The 24,935-nt window shown below is 53.9% G+C and carries 26 protein-coding genes and 3 pseudogenes; 14 read left to right on the forward strand and 15 right to left on the reverse strand.

The annotated features are described in order from the left end of the window. Nucleotide 1: 1 nt before the first annotated feature. On the reverse strand, nucleotides 2-2,119 hold the full coding sequence (locus tag ACZ1HV_RS27465) for a putative bifunctional diguanylate cyclase/phosphodiesterase (RefSeq protein ID WP_472716914.1): 2,118 nt from the start codon (nucleotides 2,117-2,119) through the stop codon (nucleotides 2-4). Nucleotides 2,120-2,546: 427 nt separating this feature from the next. Between ACZ1HV_RS27465 and ACZ1HV_RS27470 the strand changes: the two genes are divergently transcribed. Beyond that, the gene (locus tag ACZ1HV_RS27470) at nucleotides 2,547-3,971 is read left to right on the forward strand and encodes a TrkH family potassium uptake protein (RefSeq protein ID WP_298818196.1); all 1,425 of its coding nucleotides are present in this window, start codon (nucleotides 2,547-2,549) and stop codon (nucleotides 3,969-3,971) included. A gap of 45 nt (nucleotides 3,972-4,016) precedes the next feature. Further along, nucleotides 4,017-4,721 (forward strand): DNA/RNA nuclease SfsA, encoded by a 705-nt coding sequence (gene sfsA / locus ACZ1HV_RS27475; protein ID WP_298818066.1) that lies wholly within the window; start codon nucleotides 4,017-4,019, stop codon nucleotides 4,719-4,721. A gap of 21 nt (nucleotides 4,722-4,742) precedes the next feature. Here the strand turns inward: sfsA and ACZ1HV_RS27480 are convergent, their stop codons facing one another. The 5 genes from ACZ1HV_RS27480 to ACZ1HV_RS27500 all read right to left on the reverse strand — a co-directional run bounded on the left by ACZ1HV_RS27480 (nucleotide 4,743) and on the right by ACZ1HV_RS27500 (nucleotide 8,510). After that, entirely contained in the window at nucleotides 4,743-5,426 is a 684-nt protein-coding gene (locus ACZ1HV_RS27480; RefSeq protein ID WP_298986849.1) for a L,D-transpeptidase, read from the reverse strand. Between the two features lie 276 nt (nucleotides 5,427-5,702). Then, entirely contained in the window at nucleotides 5,703-6,212 is a 510-nt protein-coding gene (gpt, locus tag ACZ1HV_RS27485) for a xanthine phosphoribosyltransferase (RefSeq protein ID WP_298818071.1), read from the reverse strand. A 15-nt stretch (nucleotides 6,213-6,227) separates the two neighbouring features. Further along, a complete protein-coding gene (locus ACZ1HV_RS27490) occupies nucleotides 6,228-6,971 on the reverse strand; it encodes a competence/damage-inducible protein A (protein WP_298818073.1) in 744 nt (247 codons plus the stop codon). Nucleotides 6,972-7,046: 75 nt separating this feature from the next. Continuing rightward, complete coding sequence (locus ACZ1HV_RS27495; protein ID WP_298965783.1) at nucleotides 7,047-8,249, reverse strand: FAD-dependent monooxygenase; 1,203 nt, start codon at nucleotides 8,247-8,249, stop codon at nucleotides 7,047-7,049. Between the two features lie 15 nt (nucleotides 8,250-8,264). Continuing rightward, nucleotides 8,265-8,510: a zinc-finger domain-containing protein gene (locus tag ACZ1HV_RS27500; RefSeq protein ID WP_298818077.1), complete on the reverse strand. Its 246-nt coding sequence runs from the start codon at nucleotides 8,508-8,510 to the stop codon at nucleotides 8,265-8,267. A 216-nt stretch (nucleotides 8,511-8,726) separates the two neighbouring features. On the opposite strand from ACZ1HV_RS27500, the gene ACZ1HV_RS27505 reads away from it, so the two are divergent. Together ACZ1HV_RS27505 and ACZ1HV_RS27510 are read left to right on the forward strand one after the other, a co-directional pair. Beyond that, a complete protein-coding gene (locus tag ACZ1HV_RS27505) occupies nucleotides 8,727-9,482 on the forward strand; it encodes an alpha/beta fold hydrolase (protein ID WP_298818079.1) in 756 nt (251 codons plus the stop codon). Nucleotides 9,483-9,539: 57 nt separating this feature from the next. Beyond that, nucleotides 9,540-10,424 (forward strand): alpha/beta fold hydrolase, encoded by an 885-nt coding sequence (locus ACZ1HV_RS27510; RefSeq protein ID WP_472716915.1) that lies wholly within the window; start codon nucleotides 9,540-9,542, stop codon nucleotides 10,422-10,424. Nucleotides 10,425-10,518: 94 nt separating this feature from the next. Here the strand turns inward: ACZ1HV_RS27510 and ACZ1HV_RS27515 are convergent. Beyond that, nucleotides 10,519-11,330, reverse strand: a pseudogene (locus ACZ1HV_RS27515) (enoyl-CoA hydratase-related protein). Nucleotides 11,331-11,509: 179 nt separating this feature from the next. Between ACZ1HV_RS27515 and cysE the strand changes: the two are divergent. After that, nucleotides 11,510-12,334 carry a serine O-acetyltransferase gene (cysE, locus tag ACZ1HV_RS27520; protein WP_298818085.1) on the forward strand — a complete coding sequence of 275 codons (825 nt, stop codon included), beginning with the start codon at nucleotides 11,510-11,512 and terminating at the stop codon, nucleotides 12,332-12,334. Between the two features lie 133 nt (nucleotides 12,335-12,467). After that, nucleotides 12,468-12,683 (forward strand): DUF3126 family protein, encoded by a 216-nt coding sequence (locus tag ACZ1HV_RS27525; protein ID WP_152501308.1) that lies wholly within the window; start codon nucleotides 12,468-12,470, stop codon nucleotides 12,681-12,683. Between the two features lie 88 nt (nucleotides 12,684-12,771). On the opposite strand, the gene ACZ1HV_RS27530 is transcribed toward ACZ1HV_RS27525, so the two are convergent. Further along, a complete protein-coding gene (locus ACZ1HV_RS27530; protein ID WP_298986859.1) occupies nucleotides 12,772-13,461 on the reverse strand; it encodes a hypothetical protein in 690 nt (229 codons plus the stop codon). Between the two features lie 213 nt (nucleotides 13,462-13,674). Here ACZ1HV_RS27530 and ACZ1HV_RS27535 point away from each other — a divergent pair, with 213 nt between their 5' ends. Both ACZ1HV_RS27535 and ACZ1HV_RS27540 read left to right on the forward strand, forming a co-directional pair. After that, on the forward strand, nucleotides 13,675-13,998 hold the full coding sequence (locus ACZ1HV_RS27535; protein ID WP_298818198.1) for a DUF6949 family protein: 324 nt from the start codon (nucleotides 13,675-13,677) through the stop codon (nucleotides 13,996-13,998). A gap of 5 nt (nucleotides 13,999-14,003) precedes the next feature. Then, entirely contained in the window at nucleotides 14,004-14,531 is a 528-nt protein-coding gene (locus ACZ1HV_RS27540; protein ID WP_298818090.1) for a gamma carbonic anhydrase family protein, read from the forward strand. Nucleotides 14,532-14,739: 208 nt separating this feature from the next. Here ACZ1HV_RS27540 and ACZ1HV_RS27545 read toward each other — a convergent pair whose 3' ends face one another. The 3 genes from ACZ1HV_RS27545 to ACZ1HV_RS27555 form a co-directional block, all read right to left on the reverse strand. Then, a complete protein-coding gene (locus ACZ1HV_RS27545; RefSeq protein ID WP_298818092.1) occupies nucleotides 14,740-15,354 on the reverse strand; it encodes a transglutaminase-like cysteine peptidase in 615 nt (204 codons plus the stop codon). A 406-nt stretch (nucleotides 15,355-15,760) separates the two neighbouring features. Next, nucleotides 15,761-16,396 (reverse strand): PilZ domain-containing protein, encoded by a 636-nt coding sequence (locus ACZ1HV_RS27550; protein WP_298818094.1) that lies wholly within the window; start codon nucleotides 16,394-16,396, stop codon nucleotides 15,761-15,763. A 349-nt stretch (nucleotides 16,397-16,745) separates the two neighbouring features. Beyond that, nucleotides 16,746-17,390, reverse strand: a complete 645-nt coding sequence (locus ACZ1HV_RS27555) for a PAS domain-containing protein (RefSeq protein ID WP_298818096.1) — start codon at nucleotides 17,388-17,390, stop codon at nucleotides 16,746-16,748. A gap of 600 nt (nucleotides 17,391-17,990) precedes the next feature. Between ACZ1HV_RS27555 and ACZ1HV_RS27560 the strand changes: the two genes are divergently transcribed. From ACZ1HV_RS27560 to ACZ1HV_RS27570, 3 genes are all read left to right on the forward strand, one after another. Further along, complete coding sequence (locus tag ACZ1HV_RS27560) at nucleotides 17,991-18,452, forward strand: rhomboid family intramembrane serine protease (RefSeq protein ID WP_472716916.1); 462 nt, start codon at nucleotides 17,991-17,993, stop codon at nucleotides 18,450-18,452. Nucleotides 18,453-18,654: 202 nt separating this feature from the next. After that, entirely contained in the window at nucleotides 18,655-18,777 is a 123-nt protein-coding gene (locus tag ACZ1HV_RS27565) for a hypothetical protein (protein WP_472718506.1), read from the forward strand. Between the two features lie 97 nt (nucleotides 18,778-18,874). Beyond that, nucleotides 18,875-19,306, forward strand: coding sequence for a CBS domain-containing protein (locus ACZ1HV_RS27570; protein ID WP_298818100.1), 432 nt, complete (start codon nucleotides 18,875-18,877; stop codon nucleotides 19,304-19,306). Nucleotides 19,307-19,431: 125 nt separating this feature from the next. Here ACZ1HV_RS27570 and ACZ1HV_RS27575 read toward each other — a convergent pair whose 3' ends face one another. Next, entirely contained in the window at nucleotides 19,432-19,950 is a 519-nt protein-coding gene (locus ACZ1HV_RS27575; protein ID WP_298965765.1) for a ferredoxin-type protein NapF, read from the reverse strand. A 341-nt stretch (nucleotides 19,951-20,291) separates the two neighbouring features. Between ACZ1HV_RS27575 and ACZ1HV_RS27580 the strand changes: the two genes are divergently transcribed. Beyond that, nucleotides 20,292-21,611, forward strand: coding sequence for a methyltransferase (locus ACZ1HV_RS27580; RefSeq protein WP_472716917.1), 1,320 nt, complete (start codon nucleotides 20,292-20,294; stop codon nucleotides 21,609-21,611). A gap of 27 nt (nucleotides 21,612-21,638) precedes the next feature. On the opposite strand, the gene hisI is transcribed toward ACZ1HV_RS27580, so the two are convergent. Then, nucleotides 21,639-22,094 (reverse strand): phosphoribosyl-AMP cyclohydrolase, encoded by a 456-nt coding sequence (hisI, locus tag ACZ1HV_RS27585; protein ID WP_472716918.1) that lies wholly within the window; start codon nucleotides 22,092-22,094, stop codon nucleotides 21,639-21,641. A 43-nt stretch (nucleotides 22,095-22,137) separates the two neighbouring features. After that, nucleotides 22,138-22,773 (reverse strand): GTP cyclohydrolase I FolE, encoded by a 636-nt coding sequence (folE, locus tag ACZ1HV_RS27590; RefSeq protein WP_298818108.1) that lies wholly within the window; start codon nucleotides 22,771-22,773, stop codon nucleotides 22,138-22,140. A 297-nt stretch (nucleotides 22,774-23,070) separates the two neighbouring features. Between folE and ACZ1HV_RS27595 the strand changes: the two genes are divergently transcribed. Then, nucleotides 23,071-23,523 (forward strand): iron-sulfur cluster assembly scaffold protein, encoded by a 453-nt coding sequence (locus ACZ1HV_RS27595; RefSeq protein ID WP_472718507.1) that lies wholly within the window; start codon nucleotides 23,071-23,073, stop codon nucleotides 23,521-23,523. Nucleotides 23,524-23,543: 20 nt separating this feature from the next. Further along, nucleotides 23,544-23,893, forward strand: a pseudogene (yidD, locus tag ACZ1HV_RS27600) (membrane protein insertion efficiency factor YidD). A 39-nt stretch (nucleotides 23,894-23,932) separates the two neighbouring features. Here yidD and ACZ1HV_RS27605 read toward each other — a convergent pair. Further along, nucleotides 23,933-24,833, reverse strand: a pseudogene (locus ACZ1HV_RS27605) (DMT family transporter). Nucleotides 24,834-24,935: the final 102 nt, after the last annotated feature.

Here is a 24,935-nt window from a genome sequence, read left to right on the forward strand (position 1 = left end):
TCTAGGCCGGACGCGCACTTGCCGAGGTTTCGATTGTTTCCTCGGTCTGGTGACCAAGCGATCGCTGGAATGCCCTAATTCTGGCTTCGATATCACCGGCAGGTACGGCGGCGGAACAGAAATAACCCTGAATACCGTCGCACCGATGCGCGGCTGTCAGCGCATATTCCCCTGCAGTTTCGGCACCTTCGGCAATAATTCTGAGGCCCAGGCTGCGTCCGAGCCCGACAATTGCCTGAAAGAGTTGTTCCTTCTGCAGGTGCCGGTCGGCATGGGTCAGGAAAGCTCTATCAATTTTCAGTTCCTGGAACGGCAAACGATGGAGGTACGTCAGTGAGGAATAACCGGATCCGAAGTCGTCGAGAGACAGCTGAACTCCAGTTTTCTGAAGTTCCGACAAGATGTTCAAGACAAGCTTTTCGCTGGTGTCGACAAAGACATTCTCGGTAACTTCCAAACAGAGAAGATTTGCCGGCACCCCGTAAGTCTGGAGTGTCCGTTTGACCGTTTTGGCGAAATTCGTCTGACGGAATTGCAGCGGTGACACATTGACTGAGATCTGGCGGAAATCGAAACCTGACTGTGTCCATTGAGCTGCCTGTTTGCAGGCTTCGTTCAGAACGTATTGGCCCAGTTCCAGAATCAGGCCTGTCTTTTCCGCGATCGGAATGAACTCGTTCGGCGGGATAAAGCCGCGTGTCTCATGGGGCCAACGGATCAGGGCCTCCAGTCCGATCAGTTTACCTTGCCGGGGGCAGACCTGCGGCTGATAAAAGAGCTGAAGCTGGCGGGTTTTGAGAGCGGCTCGCAAAAGTGTCTCCGTCAGCATTTCTGCCTGGAGCCGTTCGTTCAAAGGTGCGGTAAAGAACCTGTATCTTGGCGCATCCCCCTCCTTGGCGGAGCGAAGTGCAAGACCAGCTACCCTGTGGGCCGTTTCCGCGTCGATCGCGTCTGTTGGCAAAAGTGCAATACCGATGCTCGGTTCGACACGAATATCACCTTCCTCAAGCAGGAAAGGGGCCGACAACATGTCGATGGCCTGTTTGGCATAGTCTTCGGCGATTGCTCCTTTGCTGTCGAAGGGCAACAGAATACAAAAGTCATCAGCGGAGATGCGGGCGATCGTCGCGCTTGGTCCAAAAATGTTGGTAAGACGCGCATAGGCTTGCAGCAGGACCCGGTTGCCGACCTGCTGCCCAAAGGCATCGTTGATCTTGGAAAAGCCATTGAAGTCCAAATGGATCAACGAAGCCGAGTAAACACCGGTTCGCGCTCGCTGAAGCGCCGCATTGAGATCCGCGAAATAGCGCGCCCGGTTTCCGGCTGTGGTCACCGGATCGATATAGGCGAGCTTGTGAAGCTTGTCCTGAAGATCTGTCACGCGTTCCAGTCCGTGCGCCAAGTCGCCGATTTCGTCCTGACGGTCGGAGTAGGGGATCTTGTCGGGCTGTTTGCCGTTGGCAATTTCTTCCGCTGTTTCGGCTAGAACGCTCAAGGGCCGCAACTCAAGGCGAAGCAAAAGGCCGCCGATCAACGCTGTTCCCGTCAGCACGATGATGACAGCGGACATGATTCTGGTTTTAAGCCTGTTTTCCGCCTCGGTCAGCGCATCAACGGGTCCGACATCGACAGCAAACGCCCCTTGAATGCTGCCATCGGCATTGAGGATTGGAATTGCATAGGCCAGTCTTTCACGTCCTTGAAGCGGAATTTTGCCTCGGAATGACTGTCCTGCGACAAGGCTGGAATAGGCCGAATTGTGCAGGTCGATCACAGCTGATCTTGTTGTTTCACTCTTTGCATTGGCAACATCCTCAGCAAAGTGCGTGAACTCCCTTGTCTCCCCAGACCATCTGAAGAGGTTCGCCGACCCCTGGATAGAGTGACTTATGGTGCCTAGGAGATGGCTTAGATCCCGATCTGAGTCCAATTGCGCGACTTCAGGGTCCTGAACGGCCCTCAAAGAGGCCGGGTTGCCTTTGTCGTCAAATACGGGATGGAACAGACTGGAAGTGCCGAGGTCCAGGATGGCAACGGCTTCTCGAGCGGTACGTTCGATCCGGTCGGCTGCGATCAACGTTGATGTTCTGGTGAGTTCGAAATAACTCAAACCTGCCACGAGTCCTACGCTGCAAAGGACCGGTATTACCAGTACGATGCTGATCCGAAGGACTATTGAACGTGGACCCAGTCTGCTTATTTCTGCAATTCCTTGTATAGATTCCCGCATAAAGAGTTTTATGGCTTCAGGCACGCAAAAGTATGTCTCAATAGCTACGAAATTCTGAACGCGACTGCATAAACTGGCCTGTATCGGGAATAAGTGATCACTCTTTGCGGAGGCCCAAAAACCCGGCACTCCAATGGCGTTTGGGACCAAAGGCGCGCTTCCGGAAGGGTGGATCTTTGCGGCGAGGTCTTTTCCGGCCATTGGAAAATTGTGCGAAAGGGGGTAGGAGGGGAAGCCTGTGTGTTGTCACGAGGCAGTTGCCGCCCAGTCCAGCGGTTTTTGGGGAAGACCATTTTTGATTTCTCTCAGACCAGTTTTGAATGTTCTCGGGTTTCTCTATGTCGGTCTGGCAACCGCCATGCTCATCCCGGCCATTGTGGACGTTGCTCAGAAAAACGCCGATTGGCAGGCATTTGTATTTTCAGCGCTTTTGACTGGAATGGTGGGCATGCTGCTGTCGCTGGCTGTTGGCGGGTCGCTCAGACAGGGTCTTGATACCCGACAGACGTTCATTCTGACGACGCTGGCCTGGTCGACATTGCCAGCCTTCGGTGCACTGCCATTTTTGTGGCTCGGCATCGGCTATGCAGACGCGGTTTTCGAAGCAGTATCCGGATTTACGACGACCGGGTCCACAGTTCTGACGGGGCTCGATGGCTTGCCGCCCGGACTTCTTGTCTGGCGCTCAATCATGCAGTGGATGGGTGGGGTCGGTATCATCGTTATGGCAATCGTGCTTCTGCCGTTCCTTGGGATCGGTGGAATGCAGCTGTTCCAGAGCGAAAACTCCGACAGATCCGAGAAAATCGTCAGTCGATCGGTAGAACTGATCCGATTGCTCGGGCTTGCCTATCTGTTCCTCACGTTCCTTTGCATCGTCTCCTATCTTGCGACCGGAATGGAGCTTTTCGATGCGTTCAATCATGCCCTCACCACAATAGCGACCGGCGGATATTCGACGCACGATCAGTCTTTCGGCTATTTCACGAACCCGGCATCGGGTTGGGTTGCCATCGTCTTCATGGTGATTGGTGCCTTGCCGTTTGTCCTGATCATTCAGGCCTTGCGCGGTCATCCGCTACAGCTCTGGCGTGACCCGCAGGTGCGGGCGTTGCTCGGGTTTCTGGCATTGGTTTCGTTGACACTTACCGTTTATCTCGGCGTCAACATGCGCTTTCCCTTCGATGAAGCATTGCTCAGAGCCACCTTCAATGTCGTCTCGATCGTGACCGGCACCGGATACGCCCTTGGCGACTTCTCGCAATGGGGTGCGCCGGTTGTCGGGATCGCACTTCTCTTGATGTTTGTCGGGGGCTGCACCGGCTCGACGACCGGTGGGATCAAGATGTTTCGTTTTCTGGTGTTCTTCGGCACTGTGCGGGCACACTTGCGCCGTATGGTTCGGCCGCACAGGATCATGTCGGAAGAATATGGCGGTACGCGCCTGACACCGGAACTCTCGTTTTCGGTTCTGGCCTTTCTCGTTGTCTATATGGGCTCGGTCGGCATCATTACCGTCGCCTTGTCGTTTTTTGATCTTGACCTGGTGACGGCCATATCAGCCGCGGCAACCTCTGTCGGAAATGTCGGCCCGGGTCTGGGGCCGGTGATTGGACCAGCTGGACATTTTGCGCCATTGCCGGATGGCGCCAAGTGGCTGCTGTCATTTGCCATGTTGCTTGGGCGTCTTGAACTCTTCACAGTTCTCGTTCTTCTTGATCCGGACTTCTGGTCCAAGTGACCCAATAGAAGCTTTCTGCTTCCAGACACTTAAGGAACTTACGGGATGAAGTTTTCTGCCCCTTTGGTCAGCGGCCGTCTTGTCAAACGGTACAAGCGTTTCCTGGCAGATGTCATTCTGGACGGCGATGGCGGGGCGGTGACCGCGCACTGTGCCAATCCCGGCTCGATGCTTGGATTGAAGGAACCTGGTTCCAAAGTGTGGCTCTCGCTCTCTGACAATCCCAAGCGCAAACTGAAATACTCCTGGGAAGTCATCGAGGCGGATGGTGCCCTGGTGGGCATCAACACGTCACATCCCAACAAATTGGTTGAGGAGGCCCTCGCAGACGGGCGCATCGACGCGTTGAAAGAGTTCAAAACTCTGCGCAGGGAAGTGAAATACGGCAAGAATTCAAGGATTGACGTACTTCTTGAGGCCGAAAATGGGGCCAAGACTTATGTCGAAGTCAAAAACGTTCACCTGATGCGCAAGTCGGGACTTGCGGAGTTCCCGGACAGCGTCACCGCCAGAGGTGCAAAGCATCTTGCCGAGCTTGCCGACATGGTTGCTGAAGGCCACAGGGCGGCGATGGTTTTTCTCGTGCAACGCCCGGACTGCGATCGGCTGAGCCTTGCCGGCGACATAGACCCGGTCTATTCGGCGGCCTTTGAGACCGCCCGCACCGCCGGTGTCGAAACGTATGCGATCGGGTGCGACGTCCGCCTGGACGGTATTGATGCAGTCAAACCGGTAGAAATCGAGATTTAAGAAGGGTTCGGCGAGGCCCGATCAAGCCTGGCGGACAACGATGGGTGTCCCATCAGGTACGCGGTTATAAAGATCAATAACGTCCTGTTGGAGCAGCCGAACGCATCCTGAGGAGACAGCCTTGCCAATCGACCAGGTTTCCGATGTGCCGTGCAGACGGTAAAGCGTGTCCTTGTTGCCTTCAAAGATATAAAGCGCTCTTGCCCCGAGCGGGTTCTCCAGACCGGGTTGCATGCCATTGCGAAACTCCTCGAGTTCCGGTTCCCTGGCGATCATTTCAGCTGGTGGTGTCCAGGTGGGCCATTCTCGCTTGTATTGGATGCGAGCCTTGCCGCCCCAGGCAAAGCCTGCCCGACCAATGCCGACGCCATATCGCATGGCTTTGCCGTTTTCCATGGTCAGGTACAAAAACCGGTTTGGAGTGTCGACAATTATTGTTCCTGCTGGTTCCGGTGAAGAATAATCGACAAAGCGTCTGTAGTAGGCTGGGTCTATCTTGGTGAGATCGACTGCGGGTATCGGAAACCGCTCCTCGGGCATGGCCCGGTACATTTGCAAATATTCCGCCGGAATGCGTCGACCTGCCTGGGGAAGCGTGTCTGAAGGCGAAGACTGGAGCGGCAACCTTCCTGTCCGGCTGCCTGAAGAGCATCCGGCTACCAGTGCGGCCGTGGCAGAGGCGAGAAACAGGCGTCGGTTCAGCATTCCAGATCCCGATATTATGCGACCAAAACAGTTTGGTCTGAGAACAGAGTTCGGCTGACTGACAAACCGCTGTGACATGATATTGAAACCAAACGAGGTGCCGGCATGTCTTTGTGACGTTGTCAGATTCAGAACGACCGGCCAGATGTCTCGTCTGACCGGTCGCATGCAGCGTTATGAAGATATTTCGGGCGGAATAGTGGCGCTGGCATCACCTTCCAGTGAGCAACAGCGCAAATGAACGCATCTTTTGAGAGTGTGCCCTTTTGGCCGCGATTAACCAGCCGTATCTTTGGAGAGCGGCGGCTGGAACTGCCAGCCCATGTCCCACGGGAAATAGATCCAGGTGTCCTGGGAAACTTCAGTGATGAAGGTGTCCACCATGGGTACGCCAACAGGCTTGGCATAGACTGTCGCATAGTGCGCCTTGGGAAGCATTTCACGCACGACCTTCAGTGTCTTGCCCGTATCAACGAGGTCATCGATGACAAGGACACCGCTGCCTTCACCTTCTTCAAGGTCCACCACCTTCGGGTCAACCGGTTTGATGACCTGCAGCTGACCTTGGTTTTCATAGTCGTGATAGGAGGCGATGCAGACTGTCTCGATTGTGCGTATTCCGAGTTCGCGAGCAACGATACCGGCGGGGACAAGTCCACCGCGGGTGATGCAGACAATCGCCTTCCATTCACCTTCGCTGGAAAGTCGCCAGGCCAGGGCGCGGGAATCTCTGTGAAACATGTCCCAGGAAACCGGGAATGCTTTGTTTTGTGCAGGGTTTTCCATGTCTTGTCCTTCAGATTATCCCGAAAGTTCGGCTACCGCCTGGGCCACATCCTTGGTCGCAGCCATAAGGACGTCTTCATCCCGTGAGCGGATAACGATCTGTGTTGTGAATTTGCCTTCAGAGGCTTTGGGGTAAGAACCGATCAGCGTTTGCGGATGGGCATCCTGAATGGCCGACAGTCGCTCCGCGATGCGGCTTTCAGGCATGTCGGCTGATACCGTTTCCGACAGCATTTTCTTGCCTGTGGTCAATGTCGGTGCGATTGCATCCATCATCGCTTGCATGATCGACGGAACTCCGGCCATTACATGCACATTGCCGATTTTGAAGCCTGGTGCCTTGGAAACCTTGTTTTCAATCAGTTCCGCGCCTTCCGGAATACGCGCCATACGCTGACGGGCCGGTGTGAACTGGCCCGGCGCATAATGGCTCTCAAGCAGCGCGACCGCCCTCGGATCAAGGTTCAGCGGCACTCCAAAAGCTTTGGCGACGCTCTCAGCGGTTATGTCGTCATGGGTAGGGCCAATGCCTCCCGAAGTGAAGACATAGGTGTACTTGGCGCGCAATGCATTGACAGCGTTGGCGATTTCATCGGTTTCGTCCGGAACGATGCGAGCTTCCTTAAGGTCTATTCCGATCGACGTCATGTAATCGGCAACGAAGCCGATATTCTTGTCCTTGGTCCGACCGGACAGGATCTCATCCCCGATGACCAGAAACGCAGCGGTTACAACGTCATCTGCCTGCTGGCCGGTCATCTTGAGCACTCCCTGACACATGAATGGGGATTGGCTTTATCCCAGCTTCTTCTCTGGCTCAAGCAAAAGCCTTCGTTATCGCTCAGGTGTCCAGCCATAAATATCATCATAACGGGCCGTCAAGGCCTCCGGCTTGGACCAACTGAGAAACGTATCGCGGGCAAATGCGGGTATGCCGGACAGATGAAATGTGCGCGCGTTTCCTGATGCAGTTTCCTGAACCCGTTTGACGCGCGGTTTCCGTTCCCTTTCAAATGCCCTGAGCGCGGCCGGCACGTTTTCCACGTCTGCTGGCAGGTGTTTGGCCAAAATTGCCGCGTCCTCGATGGCCATGCCCGCTCCTTGGGCCATATAGGGCAGCATTGCATGCGCGGCATCGCCTATCAGGGCCAGGTGTCCGTGGGTCCAGGGCCCTGAGGCATCAACGCTGCACAGCGCCCATTTCAGCCAGGTTTCAGACGCCTTCAGGAGGTTCCTGACGTCTGCCGGCCAGTTTTTGAAAACCCTGAGTACGGTTTCTTTTTCTTCCCTGGCTGACCAGGTTTCGTCCTGCCAGGCTTCCTCGGCAAGCGCGACGATATTGAGTTCGCGTCCGCCGCGGATCGGATAGTGGACGAGATGAGAGTTCTTGTGCAGCCACAATCCGGAATCGCCGGACCAGCGAGCCGGCAACTTATCGAGCGGAATGGTGGCCCGGTATGCGACCTGGCCACTAAAGTGCGCATTTTGATGTGCCGGAACGAGCTTGCGGGTCTTTGACCAGACACCATCAGCACCGATAAGTGCTTTGCAATCCAAATTCCCATTGATCTCTTCTGTTTGATAAATGCAGACGAGATGTCCGTAAGGAGAAGGCGAAAGGTCGAGGATTTCAGCACCGAGCTGAAGATCTATGCCCGGTGTTTGGCGCACTTTCTCCAGCAGCGTACGTTGCAGGTCCGCCCGGTGAATGACCCAGAAGGGTTGGCCATGACGTTTTTCGAGATAGGCGCCAAGCCTCACCCTGGCCAACTGCCGGCCTGTTTCGCCAGACCAGAGTCTCAAGTTTTCTGGCGCGTACGCAGCGGTTTTCAGGGAACTGAGAATATCTAGCCTGTCCAACACTGAGCAGGCGTTGGGTGACAGTTGCAAGCCGGCTCCGACTTCGGAAAGCTCGCGTGCCTTTTCCATAACGACAACGCTGTGCCCGTTTTGCCTTAGGGCGAGGGCGGCGGTGAGGCCGCCAATTCCGGCTCCTGCAATGATAACCGGATGGGACGCGTCGCTATGGGTGCTCATCTAGGCGCTTTGACGTTAGGCGGCAGCTGGTGTCCAGCTGCAATCTGTTGGGGAGGACTCGTTGGCCTGCAGTGTACTGTCAAACTTGTAAAGCGTTGAGCAGTAGGGGCAAACCACTTCGTTTTCGCTGCCCATATCCAGAAAGACATGGGGATGATCAAAAGGAGGATTGGCGCCGATGCACATGAATTCGCGCGCGCCGATCGCAACGGAGTCATGTCCGCTGGTGTTCTGGAAATGCGGGACGACCTGATCCGCCATTGTCACTTTCCTTTTCGTTTCCGAGCTTCGCCCCGGATATCAAGTTTTGCGAACCATATCCATTCGCAATGCAAAAGGGTAGTGGCACGTCGCCGCGATCCACGGCGTCATGTTGTCCTTCTGCTGTCGTTCGTAATTCGGCTTTGCCAACCAGGTTCAAACATCCTAATCTGGTCGATAAATAGATATTCCGTTTACGTAAGGGTTATTTCATTTATGCCAAAGTTCGAGTATGACGGCGTCCGGATTGCCTATTTGGATGAGGGCGAAGGCGATCCGATTTTGCTGATTCACGGCTTTGCCTCCAACAAACATGTCAATTGGAAGTATCCAGGTTGGGTGGATCTTCTTGTCAAAGACGGTCGTCGTGTAATTGCGCTCGACAACCGCGGCCATGGGGAAAGCCAGAAATTCTATGACCCTAGTGCTTACGGCGCTCCCGTTATGGCGGAGGATGCAAGACGGCTTCTTGATCATCTTGAGATCGCGCAGACGGATGTCATGGGGTACTCGATGGGTGCGCGCATTTCAGCGTTTCTGACACTCAATCATCCCAACAGGATCCGCCGTGCGGTGTTCAGTGGCTTGGGGTACGGCATGATCGCCGGTGTCGGCGACCCTGAGCCGATTGCCGCGGCATTGGAAACGGATCGGATACAGGACATCGTGGACCGCTCCGGTCGCGCATTCCGGGCCTTTGCAGAGCAAACGGGATCCGACAGACGGGCTTTGGCGGCCTGCATGCGATCGTCGCGTCAGAAAATCAGCGAAGAAGATGTTTCAAAAATTGAGCGGCCTGTGCTGGTTGCTGTGGGAACGGAAGATGAGATAGCCGGATCGCCCCAGAAACTGGCGGCTCTCATTCCGCATGCGGATGTCCTTGAAATACCAGGGCGCGATCACATGGTGGCTGTCGGTGACAAGGTACACAAACAAGGTGTGCTTGCCTTCTTGAACAACGTGGAGGCCTGACCGGCTGGAGACAGCAGAAGGAAGGCCGTCCCGGACACGGGCAATCAGAGAGATCAAATGAGTTCGACACGGGTGGAGTTCCAAGGCGCGGAAACCAACAAGCTGGTAGCCGATCTATATGGAGAGGGGCAGTTGCCTGTTGTCATGTTGCATGGTGGCGGGCAGACCCGTCATTCCTGGGACGCAGCATCCGAACGTATTGCCGGTCTCGGGCATCCTGTCTATTCACTCGATCAGCGTGGCCACGGAGAAAGCAGCTGGGTTGAAAGTGGCAATTATGCGTTCACCGACTTTGCCAAGGACCTGGCTGCGGTTACCCGGCAAATCCAAGAAAAACACCACGCCAAGCCCGTTGTGGTTGGAGCATCTCTTGGCGGGTTTGCGGGTATGCTTTCTGAGGGGCAGGAAAATCCAGGGGGGCTGACGGCGCTGGTTCTGGTCGACATTACACCCCGAATTGATTTGGGCGGTGTCAGCAAGATCATCGGATTCATGGGAGACCGTGTCGAGGAGGGATTTGCCAGCGTCGAAGAAGCTGCGGATGCGATTGCCAAGTATCTTCCTAACCGGGCAAGACCCAAGGATTTGTCAGGGCTTTCAAAGAATCTTCGGCTTCATGATGACGGCCGCTACCGTTGGCACTGGGACCCGGCCTTCCTGAAGTCGAAACAGGGGCAGACGCCAAAGGAAGCGGCAGTGACCCAAGAAGGTTTTGTGACTGCGGCGAGCAAGCTTGCACTGCCTGTGCTGTTGATCAGGGGACAAAATTCAGAACTCGTTTCGATGGAACACGTTCGCGAGTTTCAAGCCCTTGTGCCGCACGCCCAATTCTCTGATGTCCGCGATGCAGGACATATGGTTGCCGGAGACAAGAACGATGTCTTTGCGTCCGCAGTTGAGAATTTCTTGCTGACCCTCAAGGTCAAGGTTGAGCCTGTTTGATTTCAAGAAGTCATTTAAATCATTGTGTTGGCGGCAGTTCCTTCTAATGTGATTCAGGCTAATTCAATGAGAGTTAGCATGTTTTACCGGCCACCTAGATCCCCTTGAACACTGGCGTGCGCTTTTCCAGAAACGCGCGATACCCTTCCTTGTAATCGGCACTGTCGATGCACATTTGGGCGTCTTGGAGTGCAGGCTGAAGGTCTCGTGTGCCATCTGGGCGATTGAGCAGATCGATCGCCACTTTGGCGGCCTTTAGCGATAAGGGGGCATTGGCACATAAACTGTCTGTCAGCTTTGTCATGCGATCATCAAGAACCCCGTCCTCAACCATTTCGTTGATAAGGCCAATCTGGAGAGCTCGTTCAGCGGAAATGCGTTCTCCGGTGAATAGCAGATGCTTGGCGTTGGAAGAAGAAATGGCTTCCATAAGGTCTCCCAGAGCTTCTGGCGGATAGGCCAAGCCTAGCCTGGCTGCGGGAATGCCAAAAAAGCAGAGCGTGTGGCCAGGCGAAGATCACAGGCAAGGGCAACGCCCAGGCCGCCGCCCAGGCATGGCCCCTCGATGGCTGCTACAACGGGAACGTCCAGTGCCTTCAATGCCTTAAATGCCGCCACATTGATGTCGTCGTAGTGTTTGGCAGCCTCAGGCGTCGATCTGATGGCTTCGAACTCCGATATATCAGCACCGGCACAGAAGCTTCTTCCACCTGCACCTTTGACTACACACACCCGAATGTCGGGAGTTTCGGCAAGTTCTGCCAAGAGTTCGGGGATTCTGCTCCAGGCCGCAAGCGGTAGTGCATTCTTTCGGTCCGGTGCGTTTATGAGAAGTTCAGCAACTTGTCCGCGCACAACCAAAAGCGGATTGTCGGATCGCGCAGAATTCGAGGAAAGGTCTGGCATTGGCGCTCCAATAGACGCAGCAGATCGTGCTGGTGACCGGAAATTGAATTAATTCCAGGTTCATAAAAGGGTTTCATATCTGATATCAGGAAGTTTCATTTGGGAATATCAGCCGTCAGTCCTATTTTAGGATTTCAGCCGCAAGGCACCATTGTGACGGCTTGAAAAGGAGACAGGCCATGTCGGCACCGATCAGCAAGTCCGGCTTGAAACAAGTTCCGACCCACGATCCGGTCTGGCAGCAATTGCGAGACGAAGCTCAGGCGATGGTCACGGCAGAGCCCGCGCTGTCGTCCTTTGTGTACGAGACCGTTCTAAATCACGACAGCTTGGAAGAGGCTGTTCTTCACCGGCTCGGTGACAGGCTTGGCCGTGATATCGTTTCTGCTTCTCTTATCCGGCAGACCTATCTGGAGGCGCTTGCGGACGAACCGGAGCTCGCCAAGATCTTCCGGGTGGATATCGTCGCGGTGTTCGATCGCGATCCGGCTTGCTTCCGTTATCTGGAGCCTGTGCTCTACTTCAAAGGCTTCCACGGGCTCCAGACACACAGACTTGCCAACTGGTTGTGGCGCAAGGGGCGTCGGGATTTTGCCCTTTATCTGCAAAGCCGTGCTTCTGAAGTCTTTCAGATCGACATTCATCCGGCAGTTCCGGTCGGGCGAGGTATTTTCATCGACCATGGCACTGGCATCGTTGTCGGCGGCACGGCGATGATCGAAGATGATGTTTCCATTTTGCAGGGCGTTACGCTCGGTGGCACAGGAAAGGAAGGCGGCGATCGTCATCCAAAAATCCGCCACGGTGTTTTGTTGGGGGCAGGGGCCAAGGTTCTCGGCAACCTGGAGATAGGTCACTGCTCGCGCATCGCATCGGGATCCGTCGTCCTGTCAGACGTGCCGCCGAATACCACTGTCGCGGGCGTGCCGGCCAAAATTGTCGGCAAAGCTGGGTGTCCTGAGCCTGCCCGCAGCATGAACCAGTTGCTGAGCGAGGGCTCTTGAGAAAGGGTTGCTCGTCATTTGAGATTTGGCCATCAGGAAGACGGGGATAGCGGGCGGAATTCCTTTTGTATTTCCGCCCTGTCCTGTAGGGTCCGCGCCAGATATTTTTCCAAAGTACCAACAGGAGAGCCCTGTGAAGCCCGACGAAATCCGCAAGATTGAAGCTTATCTGCAATCAAAATTTGAACTTGCAAGCCTTCAGGTTCGTGCGCGTCCGCGCAAGGACGACAGCGCTGAAGTCTATATCGGAGAGGAGTTCATCGGCGTGATTTTCCGGGATGATGAGGATGAAGATCTTAGCTGGAACTTCCAGATGGCGATCCTGGAGATCGACCTGGAAGACGTTTGAATTCACTTGATCTGCACACAAGCTTTCAAAAAGGCGGCATCCCAGGGGATTGCCGCCTTTTTTGTTTCATTTTGCCGGTTGGTATCGGTTAGCGGGTCTTGAAACTGTCGATTTTCAAGAGCACCGCCCTGTCAAGGCGTCGCCAGTCCGGCAAGAGAGACCTGTCAAAACTGTAGCGCAGGTCGAGCCCGGAGGAGAATTGGACCGCGCGATGACAAGTGGCCTTTGAGGTAGAGCTCTGTTGACGACATCTGGCGATAAACCCGTTTTGTTTTGATGGGTCGTACACGATCATGTCGGATCGCTTGCCACCAAGGCGGGAGAGGTTCAGAAGCTTGAGGCCGCCTGGACCGGATATTTCGCCCCCGCGCGCAAGTCGTCTGTAAAACGGATCCAGGCGCGCTCTCAGACTTTCACGACCTGGATTGTGTTCCAGTTCGATCCGGATCACCTCTTCGCCCAAAAGACTGCTTCTGTTTGATTGTGGCCCAAGACCGGGCCATGTCATCGCAAGTTGGACATAGTTGGATGTCGAAGACTGTTCGAGCAGATTTCTGCGCCGACTGATCACGTATTCAGGAGGTACGGCAAACCCAGTTGGTCCAATGGCTATCTGGAGCGGCTCAGCGGGAATGTTTCCCGCCATTTGCAAATGATCTGTCCAAAAGCGAACACGCTCAAAAATAAGGGCCGCAGCCAATAGACAAATGGCGACAGACAGATAGGTGAAAATGCGAGAACGGTTTCCAATAGGCTCCGGCAGTGTGACTGGGATCAACGGCCCAACTCCGCCAAGCGCATTGCACTGATATGGCACACACTGTCCCGAAGCGGAACAATTGTCCCGCAATAGGAAGGATTGGGGACCGGCAAGGCCGGCCGATTTTCGGGGTTTTCGCCCATTCAGCTTTCCGGCACGGTGTTTGCACTTGACCGTTTAGTATTTCTTAATCACTTTCCTGCCTGGAAGGTTAACAAGGGGTTAATGGGCGTGTTGTTGGACCTACTTCTCGTTGGATACATCGCGAGTGCCGGCTTCGTGGCGGCGGGAGTCCTTGGCAGTCTTTACCAGCTTGTCACCAAAGAACCCCCGAAGTTCAACTTTGGTGGAGAAGGGCTTTTGAGCTTTCTGACGGGAATCGTTCTGTGTGTATTTGCCGGGCCTTTCATCATCATGAGAAACGCCATTCGCGGACGCAGAATTGAGAAACGGCCACTTGGCTGGCTTGTCGCTTCATCAACCATTGCGGGCATGTGGAGTGTCTGCTCGGGTGTGATGGTGATGAATGTCGCGCTCATTGTGGCGGGATTTTAAGACTGATGACCGTTTACGCTCTGGAAGGCCGGTTTCCCAGTTTCCCTGAAAGCGAAGCCTATTGGGTGGCACCAAGTGCAAGCCTCATTGGGGATATTCGTCTTGCTGAAGAGGCGAGCGTATGGTTTGGCGCCATCTTGCGCGGTGACAATGAGCCGATCAGCGTTGGTGCAAGATCAAATGTGCAGGACGGTTGCGTTTTCCATACGGATATGGGGTTCCCTCTGACAGTCGGAGCTGACTGTACCATTGGTCACAATGCGATCCTGCACGGCTGCACGGTCAAGGACAATTCCCTGATCGGCATGGGAGCCACTGTGCTGAACGGTGCTGTTATCGGGTCCAATTGCATCATTGGTGCGAATGCGCTCATTGGCGAGGGCAAGGTGATCCCTGACAACTCGCTCGTAGTCGGTATTCCAGGAAAGGTCGTCCGCGAATTGCCGCCGGAAGCAGCCGTAGACATTACCAAGTCCGCTCAAGGTTATGTCCGAAACTGGAAACGGTTCAAGGCGGGCTTGTCCGAGACCTGATCTTCAAGTCCTGGCTTTCGAAATCTCTCTATCTCGAACCCAAAATGAACGGGAACCGGCCTGCGGGGGGCGGGCCGGTTCCCTGGATCCGGTCGTGGTAGGGATGGGGAGGGTGGGGACGCGACCGGATCGTCCAAGTAGGCGCAACGTCAGTTGCAGCGCCAATCCCAATCCTAGTAAGTCTCCTGCTGTTGCAGGATTGATCGTATTACCTGGAGACGCTGCTGACCGTGGTCACGCGCGTGTCCGAAATACCTGTCCAGGCCACTGGTGAGCTGGCGGACTGGCGTTTGATGTAGCGATAAGGCGTCGAGTACCAGGGCAACACGGCTTCGATCTGGTTGTCGAGAATCATGTCTCCATGATCCGTTCGGACCGTCAGCACCGCATGACCGGAGTTCTGGACGTCCTTTGCGACCGTGATCAACAGGGCGCTCTTGGGCCAACCGGCCTCCATCAGCACGCGCTGCTTTTCCAGAACGTATTCTTCGCAGTCGCCGTAGCCGTTGACCGGGTAGGACCAGTGTTCTTCCTTGCCGAAGAGATCATTGTCCGTCATCGGTCTGACCCTGCGGTTGACTTCGGCATTGACGGCAATGAGTTGCTGCCAAAGCTCTTCATTGAGCTGCACGACGACAGGGTCATAGCGTTCACGCGGACAGGCCCAACCATTGTCCTGACAAAACTGCTTGTGTCCAATGGGTGCTTTCACAGACTTCTTCATGTCCATGAACCGGCTGGGATCAGCCTGTGCAGAGGTTCCAGCTGCAAATGCGCTCATCAGAAGAGTAGATGTGAATAAGATATTCCGAAGTAAATTCATCGTAACGCCCTCCCCAAGGCTGACGCAACGATGGCTCAATGCTTTTTACTTCGAGAAAATCTTCAAAGTAAAAAGCTAAATGTATTTGATGATTGTTTGATCTTGTTTTTATTTTTATTTGAGCTTTATTTAAATAAAACTTGATTCAGAATTATCTAAAATTGAATCTAAGTCCTGTAAATCATTGTAAATGTGATTCTTTTGGTGACAGGATCAGAGTTTTTTCTGTCAAGGGGTGCGCGGCAGTACGATGTCTCGAGGGCCGAAAACGGAGCAGATGACTCGATCAAAAACGGCAAAAAAAATCAAAAAAAACTGCAAGAAATGAAGTGGCTGTTGTTGAACAGCAAAAAGCCGCCACTCAAAAGAGGACGGCCCTTATGAAATATAACAAGATTTTGGAGGATCAGCTCTCTTCGGGTGCCGAAATGTGCTGTTCAAGAAGTTCACGGCTTTGAACAGCTGCGAATTCAACCGCGATGCCGCCTTCGATCTTGCGAACCACGCGCGCATACATCTTGCCCAGGGTGATGCCATCACCCATTTCCGGGAGTATGTCGGTTGCGATTGCAGCACCCGACAAAGAAACGTCAATGATGCGGCAGACATGCTCGGAGCCGTCCGGCAGGATCATCTTTGTCATCGGATTCTTTGGAACGAAGCGATCGTGACGACGATCCTCCGGAAGGTTCAGCTCATCCCTGTTTGCAAGCCAGGTAAGGACGTTGGCAATCTTGTCGCGTTTTCGAACAGTGTTGCGCAACTCGACCGCAAATCCACCATCGATCAGTCTGGAAATGCGACCTTCAACGCGACTCAGATGATCCAGATAGGCAACGACACGCTCACCGACCTGACCGGTCACCGGCGTAATCATGGCAAGACCGCCCGGAGACATATCAATGACCTGACATGGATACTCACGTCGATCCTCGAGCATGAACCGGCCAAGTATGTTTACCTGAACCCGTTGATGTCGCCGGCGATCAGTGACTTGAAGCGATCTGCTTCCTTCTGTAGCTGTTGCCAATCCGGCGGTCATGCCTGCTCTATCCAAATCCGCGCGCAAATCACGTTTCCCCGGCCAGGGATGCGATTCAAAAGACGTGTTTGAATCACTTTAGGCAGCTGGGGTTAACGATGTGTAAGAGTGTACCTCACAAGACGCGTAGATCTAGGGCTAGGAGTGACTAAATTGTTTTCATTTGGCTGTTTCGGGCGAAATTTCGCGTAAAACGAGCTTTTAGGGTCATTTGCAGCAAGCCGGGACAGGTCTTTGATGCGGTGAGTCGAACAAGTCTTTGGGAAACTGCGACGCAAATGAAGCGTGCAGCAATGCGAAGACAAGTGCCGCCGGTGGCAAATTGATGAACCGGCGGCTTCAAGAGTGGTCAGGACTTTCCGCCAGAATAGACTGTCAGATGACCGACTTTCTTTTCAGCTCCCTTTGGCAGGGGCGGTGTTGGCATGGACATGCCTTCGGCAGTAAAGCGCGGAACGATTGGATTGAGAGCGACTGGTGCGTCGACAAAATAGGGGCGTTCGTCGGGCCAGACCAGGCGCAGGCTGCTAATGGATTGTTTCAGGACCGGGTGCAGACCGATCCAGTATGGTTTTTCCATGGGAGTGCAGCTGCCAAGAATGCGGATGCGTCCTTCACCAGGTACGTTCAATGGCACCAGCAGCATCTCCATCTGGAGGATCTGGTCGCGTTCAGTGTGTCCGTTGATACCAATAACGGCGGCAGCAGCATCTTCAGTGATTGCGGCAATCAGGCTTTCCAGCGCTTCCCGGTCCTTGTCGTTCCAGCCTCGCAGGAAGTTGCGGCCTTTCAGTTCACGGCAATGAGCCGAACACAAACGGGTTCCGGCCAGACGATAACGTACGTCCCTGGGGCCGTTTGTTTCCAGAATAAAAGTGTCACCCAACAGGCCGCGAATTTCACCGGGATCGACTTCACTGCGGTTCGGGGCAGGGCGGGCGCCGCGCAGGTTGTCCCAGTACGAATAAAGAGTTTGCGTCACGCCGTGTTTCATCTGGTATCGCCTCTATGCCGATTTGGTCCCTTTGTTTCGTCTCAAGACAGTTCTTGTTTCAAAACGGGACGTTTTTTGTTTCCCTGTAGGTGTTTGCTCCATACAAAGCAGGGCGCATGCCAAGTTGAGAGGCGATTGGGTGTCTGTGCGGTGGCTCATTCCGGTCGCTGGTACTGCTGACGGCAGAAATTAAGGTTAATGATCGGTAAAGCTTGTTTTTGGAGGTGGGGGCTGGCAGCTTAACGATCAGTTCACGCTGATGATGGGTGGGAGGAGCCTGTTATTGGTATTTCAGGCAGCGAAGCGAAGAAAAGAGCTGAAAACGCCACTTCGTGATAATTGCGCCGGAGACGTGGACCATTGTCCTTGACGGAGCGTTGTGGGGACGCGACCGGTTTAAGGGGGCGTTACGAAGCGTCGGTTGTCGTTTGCGACAGCCGGCGCTTTGTTATTTCCGCAGCAGCTTCTGACAGGCGTGAAAGCTGCTTCCGATCTCTCACTGAAATTCACCATGTCACACGATGCAGGGCGTGCCGATGAAGGCTGCACTTGTTTTGTTGTTGATCTGGCTTAGAAGAGAGATGGAAAGGCTGAAGGTTGATGAACGTATATCGATTTGACGAAGAACGCGCCCGACGCGAGAAAGCTGAGCAGGATCAGAGGCAGAACCGTCCATCTGAACCCCCGGTGTTCAATTTGCCCAATATCATTATCTGGCTCGCAGCCGCGATGATCGTCATTCATCTGCTGCGTACAATTGTGTTGCCAGCCAATTGGGACAATTGGATTCTTTATCTGTTTGCATTTTGGCCGGTCAAATTCACGGCTCTTTCCAGCCTGTCGTTTCTAGAGATGGTTTCCAGTTTCTGGAGCTTCATCTCCTATTCGTTGCTGCATGGCAGCGCAATGCACATCATTTTCAATCTGCTCTGGATGGCGATTTTCGGCAGCGCGGTGGCTCGCCGGTTTGGAATTGGGCGGTTTTTGGCGTTTTCTGCAGTGTGCTCGATTGGCGGCGCTTTTGCGCATCTGGCCACACATTGGGGGAATCGGCACCGATGATCGGTGCTTCTGCTGCCGTATCAGGTCAGATGGCCGCTGCAATCCGGTTCGTGTTCGAACTGGGGGGCCGCTCGGCGCATTCCGTAGATCAGATCAAGCAGCCTATTTTGTTCCTGCACAGCCGCTTGCCGAATGCTTCCGCAATCAACAGGTTCTTGTTTTTGTCGCGGTCTGGTTCGGTTTGAACCTCTTCTTCGGCATTATGAGCGGACCCGTGGCGGGGCAACCTGCAAGTGTCGCCTGGCAGGCCCACATTGGCGGTTTCCTCGCAGGTCTCGCCCTGTTTCCGTTTTTCGATCCTGTTCCACAGCGACGATCTTCCTGACCAACTGCGGCATCAGAACGGTTTGCGCGGACTGTTTTTTTGCAATGATGCGCGAACCCCGCCTGTATCGGGGATTGATGCCATGGGAGGTTTATAAATGACCGTTGCCGCAATTTTGAGTGGGAAAGGCCACGACACAATTACCGCGCGGAGCGATGCACTTCTGAGCGAGATTTGTGAAACCCTGGCAAAACACAAGATTGGTGCCGTGGTTGTCTGCAATGGCGACAAGGAAATAGAAGGCATCATTTCTGAACGCGACATTGTCCGGACGATTGGAACCAAGGGTCCGTCTTCGCTGAATGTTCCAGTCACCGCCGTGATGACGAAAGAAGTTGTCACGTGCACTGAAGAAAACAGTGTCAACGAAGTGATGGCGCGGATGACCCAGGGACGCTTCCGTCACATGCCTGTTGTCAAGGACGGCAAGCTGACGGGGGTGATCTCAATCGGCGACGTCGTCAAATACAAGATTGCTCAGGTTGAGTTGGAAGCTGAACAAATGCGCAGCTACATCACAATGGCCTAGACTAAAGCGGCTTTTGATCGAGCCGCGTCCTTGAGAAAACTCTCGAGCGGCAATTTCTGGCGAGTCAGAGTTGCCGCGTTTCCTGCGCGAGCAGACCAGAATATTTCCGTTGACGAGAAAGCTCTTCAGGCAGCTACAGGGTTTGCTTCCGGCAATTCTTTCACAGAAACCGCACCCAAAGGACAGGTGCTGACACAGGAGCCGCATCCTGTACACAGTCCTGCATCTACCACGATATGACCTTCTCGGGCTCCGGCCGTCTCAATCTTGAACGCTGAGACCGGGCAAACATCGCTGCACAATTGGCAGCTTGTGCCATTGTTCTGCAGACAGTTGGAAGCCACAACTGATGTGTGTTTCCAAGGGGCGCTTTTGGCAAGGTCGAAGACCGGTTCTTCGCAGGCGAGTGCGCACTTCTCGCAGAACGTACATTCTCCTGCATCGAAATCGACAAATGGTTTGTTGTCCTTGTCAGGCCGCAAGATCAATTGCGGGCAGGCACGAACGCACGCGTCGCAGCCTGTGCAATGGTTCTGAATTGATGTTTCGGTTGTCCAGGGAGGCCTGATAGGCCTGTCTTCCGGCGAGCTGGATACATCTCGAAGCTTCAAACGCGCTGCTGGAAAATCTCGCTCGATAGACATGATCCCCTCCCGTGATCAGGTTTTCGACCGGTGTCGACATTCGAATTTCTTGATTTTGATAAGTGTAGGCAAAAACGGCATTGGAAAATATTCGGACTAATACGCAAACGTAACATGAAATACGAGTGCTGATCAGTATTCCAACGTGCGGAGAAATACTCATGTTTTTATACTGCAATAGTTTTGAGAAAATCATCTATTTCAACTTGTTTCGGAATGATTTTTTCAAACCAGAGACGCCAATTTGAAAGAAAATATAGCGAACGGTTGTGAGCTTCCTTAAAGTTATGCAGAGCAAGAGCCGCTAGTTGCGAGTCAGTGGCCGTTGAGGGGGCAAGTCATTGGATATCGAAACGCGATTTGCAGAAGGTTTGGAAGCGCACCGGGAAGGAAATGGCGAAGAGGCCTTGGCCGCATACAAGGATGTACTGGCTGCCAATCCGGATCATCCCGACGGACTTCATTACCTCGGACTTTTGCTTTTCAAAAAAGATGACCCCGAAGACGCACTATCGCTCATACGGCATTCCTTGCACGTCAACGAGAACAACGCGTTTGCCAGGAACAATCTCGGCAACATTCTCAAACTGATCGGCCGCAGGGAGGAAGCGTTTGCTGAGTATATTTTGGCCGTAGAACTGGATCCGAACCAAAAGGACGCTTGGCACAACCTTGGAATTTTAGCCGGAGAAGCTGGCCGCAGTCAGGAGCTTTTGAGAAGACTTGCCGATCTGAGGGACCGATATCCGGACAAGGGGGATGCCTGGCGTATCTTCGGTCTGGCTGCAGGGCGGGCGGGTATGCTCGACCAGGCAGCCGAAGCACTCGACAAAGGCCTGACGCTCGGAGTCGAATCGCCTTTTCACGCAGTCAGGGCGGTGCGGTTTTTACATGAGCTCGGCCATGGGGATCGTGCAACCGAACATCTGGAAAAACTGGTTGACCAAAATCCGGAAGACACCTCGCTCAAGTTTCACCTGGCAGCTGCGCGTGGAGAGAAACTGGCGCAAGTTCCGGAAGACTATGTCAAATCGCATTTCGACAGTTTTTCAGACAGTTTTGATGAAGTGCTTGAAATACTTGAATATAACACGCCTCAAAGAGTGGCTAATGCCGTAAATCTTCTTGCTGCACAGTCCGGTGCACAGTTTCCAGATGTTGCGGATCTCGGTTGTGGGACCGGTTTGTGCGGTCCCTTGATACGCGATGTAAGTGGCCGGCTGACGGGGGTGGATCTGTCTCCTGGCATGTTGCAGAAGGCAGCCCAACGCAATGTATATGACTTTCTGGTGGAGGGAGAACTGATTGCATTTCTGAATGCAGATCTGCCAACTCAATTCGATTTATGCGTCTGCGTGGATACACTCTGTTATCTGGGTGATCTGACACCGTTTTTTGAAGCGCTCGAAAAGGCACTGAAGCCGGGAGGCATCTTGGTGGCCAGTGTTGAAGTACTGGAAACAGGCGAAGAGGCGTTCAAACTGAACGCTAGCGGGCGTTACGCCCACAATGCAGACCATATCGGGCGAACAGTCGAGGCTGTGGGGTTGAGATATGGACCAGAGGAGACTTCAGTCCTACGCAAAGAATTTGGCAAGGGCGTCGAAGGTCTGGTTTTTCATGTTTTCAAGGATCCAAAGGCCTCGTTGGAAGCGGGCTAATGTCCGCCCCGCCTTTTGCGATCAACGTCAGTGTTTGCCGTAAACTTCGTTCGGATCGTAAACACGTTCCGCTTCAACGCGCTCCAGCCGTGCTTTACCCGATGCCGGGCTGGTCACTTTGCGAAAAAAGCATGAGCGATAACCGACGTGACAGGTCGCGCCATTGCCGGCGACCGACACCTTCAGAACCAGGGCATCCTGGTCGCAATCGGTCAGGATTTCATGAACGGTCTGGACCTGACCGGATGTTTCACCCTTTTTCCAGAAGCCTCTACGTGAGCGGCTCCAATACCAGGCTTCGCCGGTTTCAAGCGTTCGTTTGAGCGCTTCTGCATTCATGTAACCGACCATCAGAACTTCGCCGGACTTATGGTCCGTTACCACGGCAACGATAAGTCCGTCGGCGTCGTACTTGGGCATCAGAAGATCGCCCGTTTCGACCGTTTCCTTGTCGCTGCGTTCGGAAAAAACGATGTCAGTCATGAGAAAAGCCCTTGTCAGAAAAATTCTGGCAAGGGCCTTGGTGTCAAATGCCCTTGCCGCGCACCAGAGACATGAATTTGGCCTGCTCGGCCGGGTCGTCCTGGAATACTCCGGTAAACTGGGTGGTAATTGTTGAGACGCCTTGTTTCTGAACGCCGCGCATGGTCATGCATTGATGTTCAGCTTCCAGCATCACGGCCAGTCCCCGCGGCGCCAGGGCATCGTCAATGACCGATGCGATCTGTGCCGTCAAGTTTTCCTGTGTTTGCAGACGCTTTGCAAAAATGTCGACAACGCGGGCGAGCTTCGAAAGGCCAACAACGCCTTCGGCCGGATAGTAGGCAATGTGGGCCTCGCCGATGAACGGCAGCATGTGATGTTCGCAATGCGAATGGAAGGGGATGCCCCTCACAAGTACAATGTCCTTGTATCCTCCGACATCCTCGAAAGTACGCTCAAGATGTTCGGCAGGATCTTCAAAATACCCGCTGTAAAGCTGGCTCAGTGCCTTGGCGACCCGTTTTGGAGTTTCTACCAGACCTTCACGGTCCGGATCATCCCCAGTCCAGGCAAGAATGGTTCGCACTGCCGCTTCAACTTCCTCACGATTTGGCCGGTGCAATTGATCCGGCGATTTTCTTTCAAACGGTTTTTCAACCGGCTTGAGGACAGCATCCATGGGGATCCTCGCAAAATTACCCGTTTCACTCGTCATACGGCGCTTGCCTGTGCACAGATCAAAGGGACGGCCCTCTATTTTCTATTGAAGCCGGGTCCATTATCATACTCCACACAAAAAGCGAACGCACAGTTTCTGAGCGGGTTTAGTCGGTATCAAACGTGCATCCATCACGCATAATTTCCAACTGCGACCACTCTGCCCCTTGCGAAATTGCCGTGGCGACTGATCTATATATATGAAAGCACCATGCCATCAATGTGGCACGCGATCACTGGCTTTCACGAAGAGGCGAGAATGCTGGACGACATTTACAACGCAAAGATCCTTGAACTTGCAGGTAATATCCCACGGATCGGCCGTCTTGAGCATCCTCACGCCACCGCAAAGGCCCATTCAAAACTTTGTGGGTCAACCGTTATTGTGGATCTTTGCGTCGAAGACGGTGTGGTGACGGATTTTGCCCATGACGTAAAAGCCTGCGCATTGGGTCAAGCCTCTTCCTCGATCATGGCGCGTCATGTCATTGGCGCCAGCACCGATGAATTGCGTGGTATTCGCGACACGATGCGAGCCATGCTGAAGGAGGGAGGCGAAGCGCCGGCCGGACGTTTTGAAGATCTTAAATTTCTCGAGCCAGTGCGTGAATATAAGGCCCGTCATGCCTCGACGCTTTTGACCTTTGATGCCGTTGTCGACGCCCTTGATCAAATCGAGGCCAAGGTGGGTCAGGACAGTGTGGTTGCTTAAGGGCAATCACATGCGCTGACATGTGTTCACCAGTCTCTCCCGACAAAGAAACCTCCCAACCGCTCACGGTGCCCGGCCGGATAGCGATCGGCTTGATCTGGATTTACCGCCACTCTCTTTCCCTGGTCATGGGGCGATCCTGCCGATACGCGCCGACATGCTCGGACTACACCGAGCAGTCAATCAGGCGTTATGGTTTCTGGGCAGGCGGGTGGGTCGGTTTGTCACGCATTCTCAGATGCAATCCCTGGGGGCATCCGGATTTGATCCAATCCCGGATGCCTTGCCTCAAGATGCGAGTTGGTGGTGTCCCTGGCGATACGGTCGGTGGACTGGACGTCATATTCCGGATGACTATCGCCTGGACTGACGGCTTATTTCGCCTCGTATGATTCCGAAGTCTGACTTTTCAGGATACGCATTCGCCTTTTCTACAGCCAATTGAGAGTTTCCAGCCAAAGGTCAGCCCCATGGCGGAAAGGACAATTGCAGCAGCGCCGATCAGTTGAGGAACCTGCAACTGATGACCGAAAGCGACGTAATCGACCAGGATCGCGACAATCGGATAGAGGAACGAAAACGCGCCTTGCAAATAGGTCGGTAGTTTCTGGACCGCGCCATACATCAAAACATACATGATGCCGGTATGGACGATGCCAAGGGTTGCAAGTGCAGCCCAGGCTGCCCCGGACTGTGGCAAAGCCGACCAGCTTACAAACGGTGCAAGCATCAAGATGCCCACGCTGACCTGGATCAGGGCAATCAACTGAGGCGGTGTACCAGTCAGTTTTTTCGTGAGAAGAGCGGCTACCGCCCAGAAAAACGCCGCTGACAAGGCCAGGGCAATCCCAAGTGCATAATTGGAACCGATATAGTCGGCCGTTGCAGGTTTGGCCAGAATGATCAACAGGACGCCGAAGAATGCGAACGCAAGCCAACCAAGTTTTGCCGAAGAAATACGTTCCTTCAGGAACAAGGCTCCAAAACCCACCAATATGAAAGGCTGGGTGTTGTAAACGGCGGTAGCGACCCCGATAGATGCTTCGCCATACGCACTGAACAACATCGCCCAATTCACGACGATCGCAGAATCCGCCGAGCATGGCCATCAAAAGCGTCTTGAGTGTCAGCTGGCCCCGCAGCAAGCCCTGGGCCGAGCAAATGACCAGCAATGTGAGGGCGCCAAAGGCGCAGCGCCAGAAAACGACATCAATTGCGCCTTCTCCTGACAGGACAACGAACAGGCCGATGGTTCCCAGAATTGTCATGGCCGCCGTCATTTCTGCCGCGCCGCGGAGAGTTTTGTCCACTCTAGTCTCCTTTGGTTCTGACACTACCAAGGATGGCAAAGTGAATAGACGGAATATATAATGGAAATTAGGTTCATGTTGTTTCTGATCTTGTTAAGTAAG

This window comes from Roseibium sp. JB4-4 (assembly GCF_055693425.1).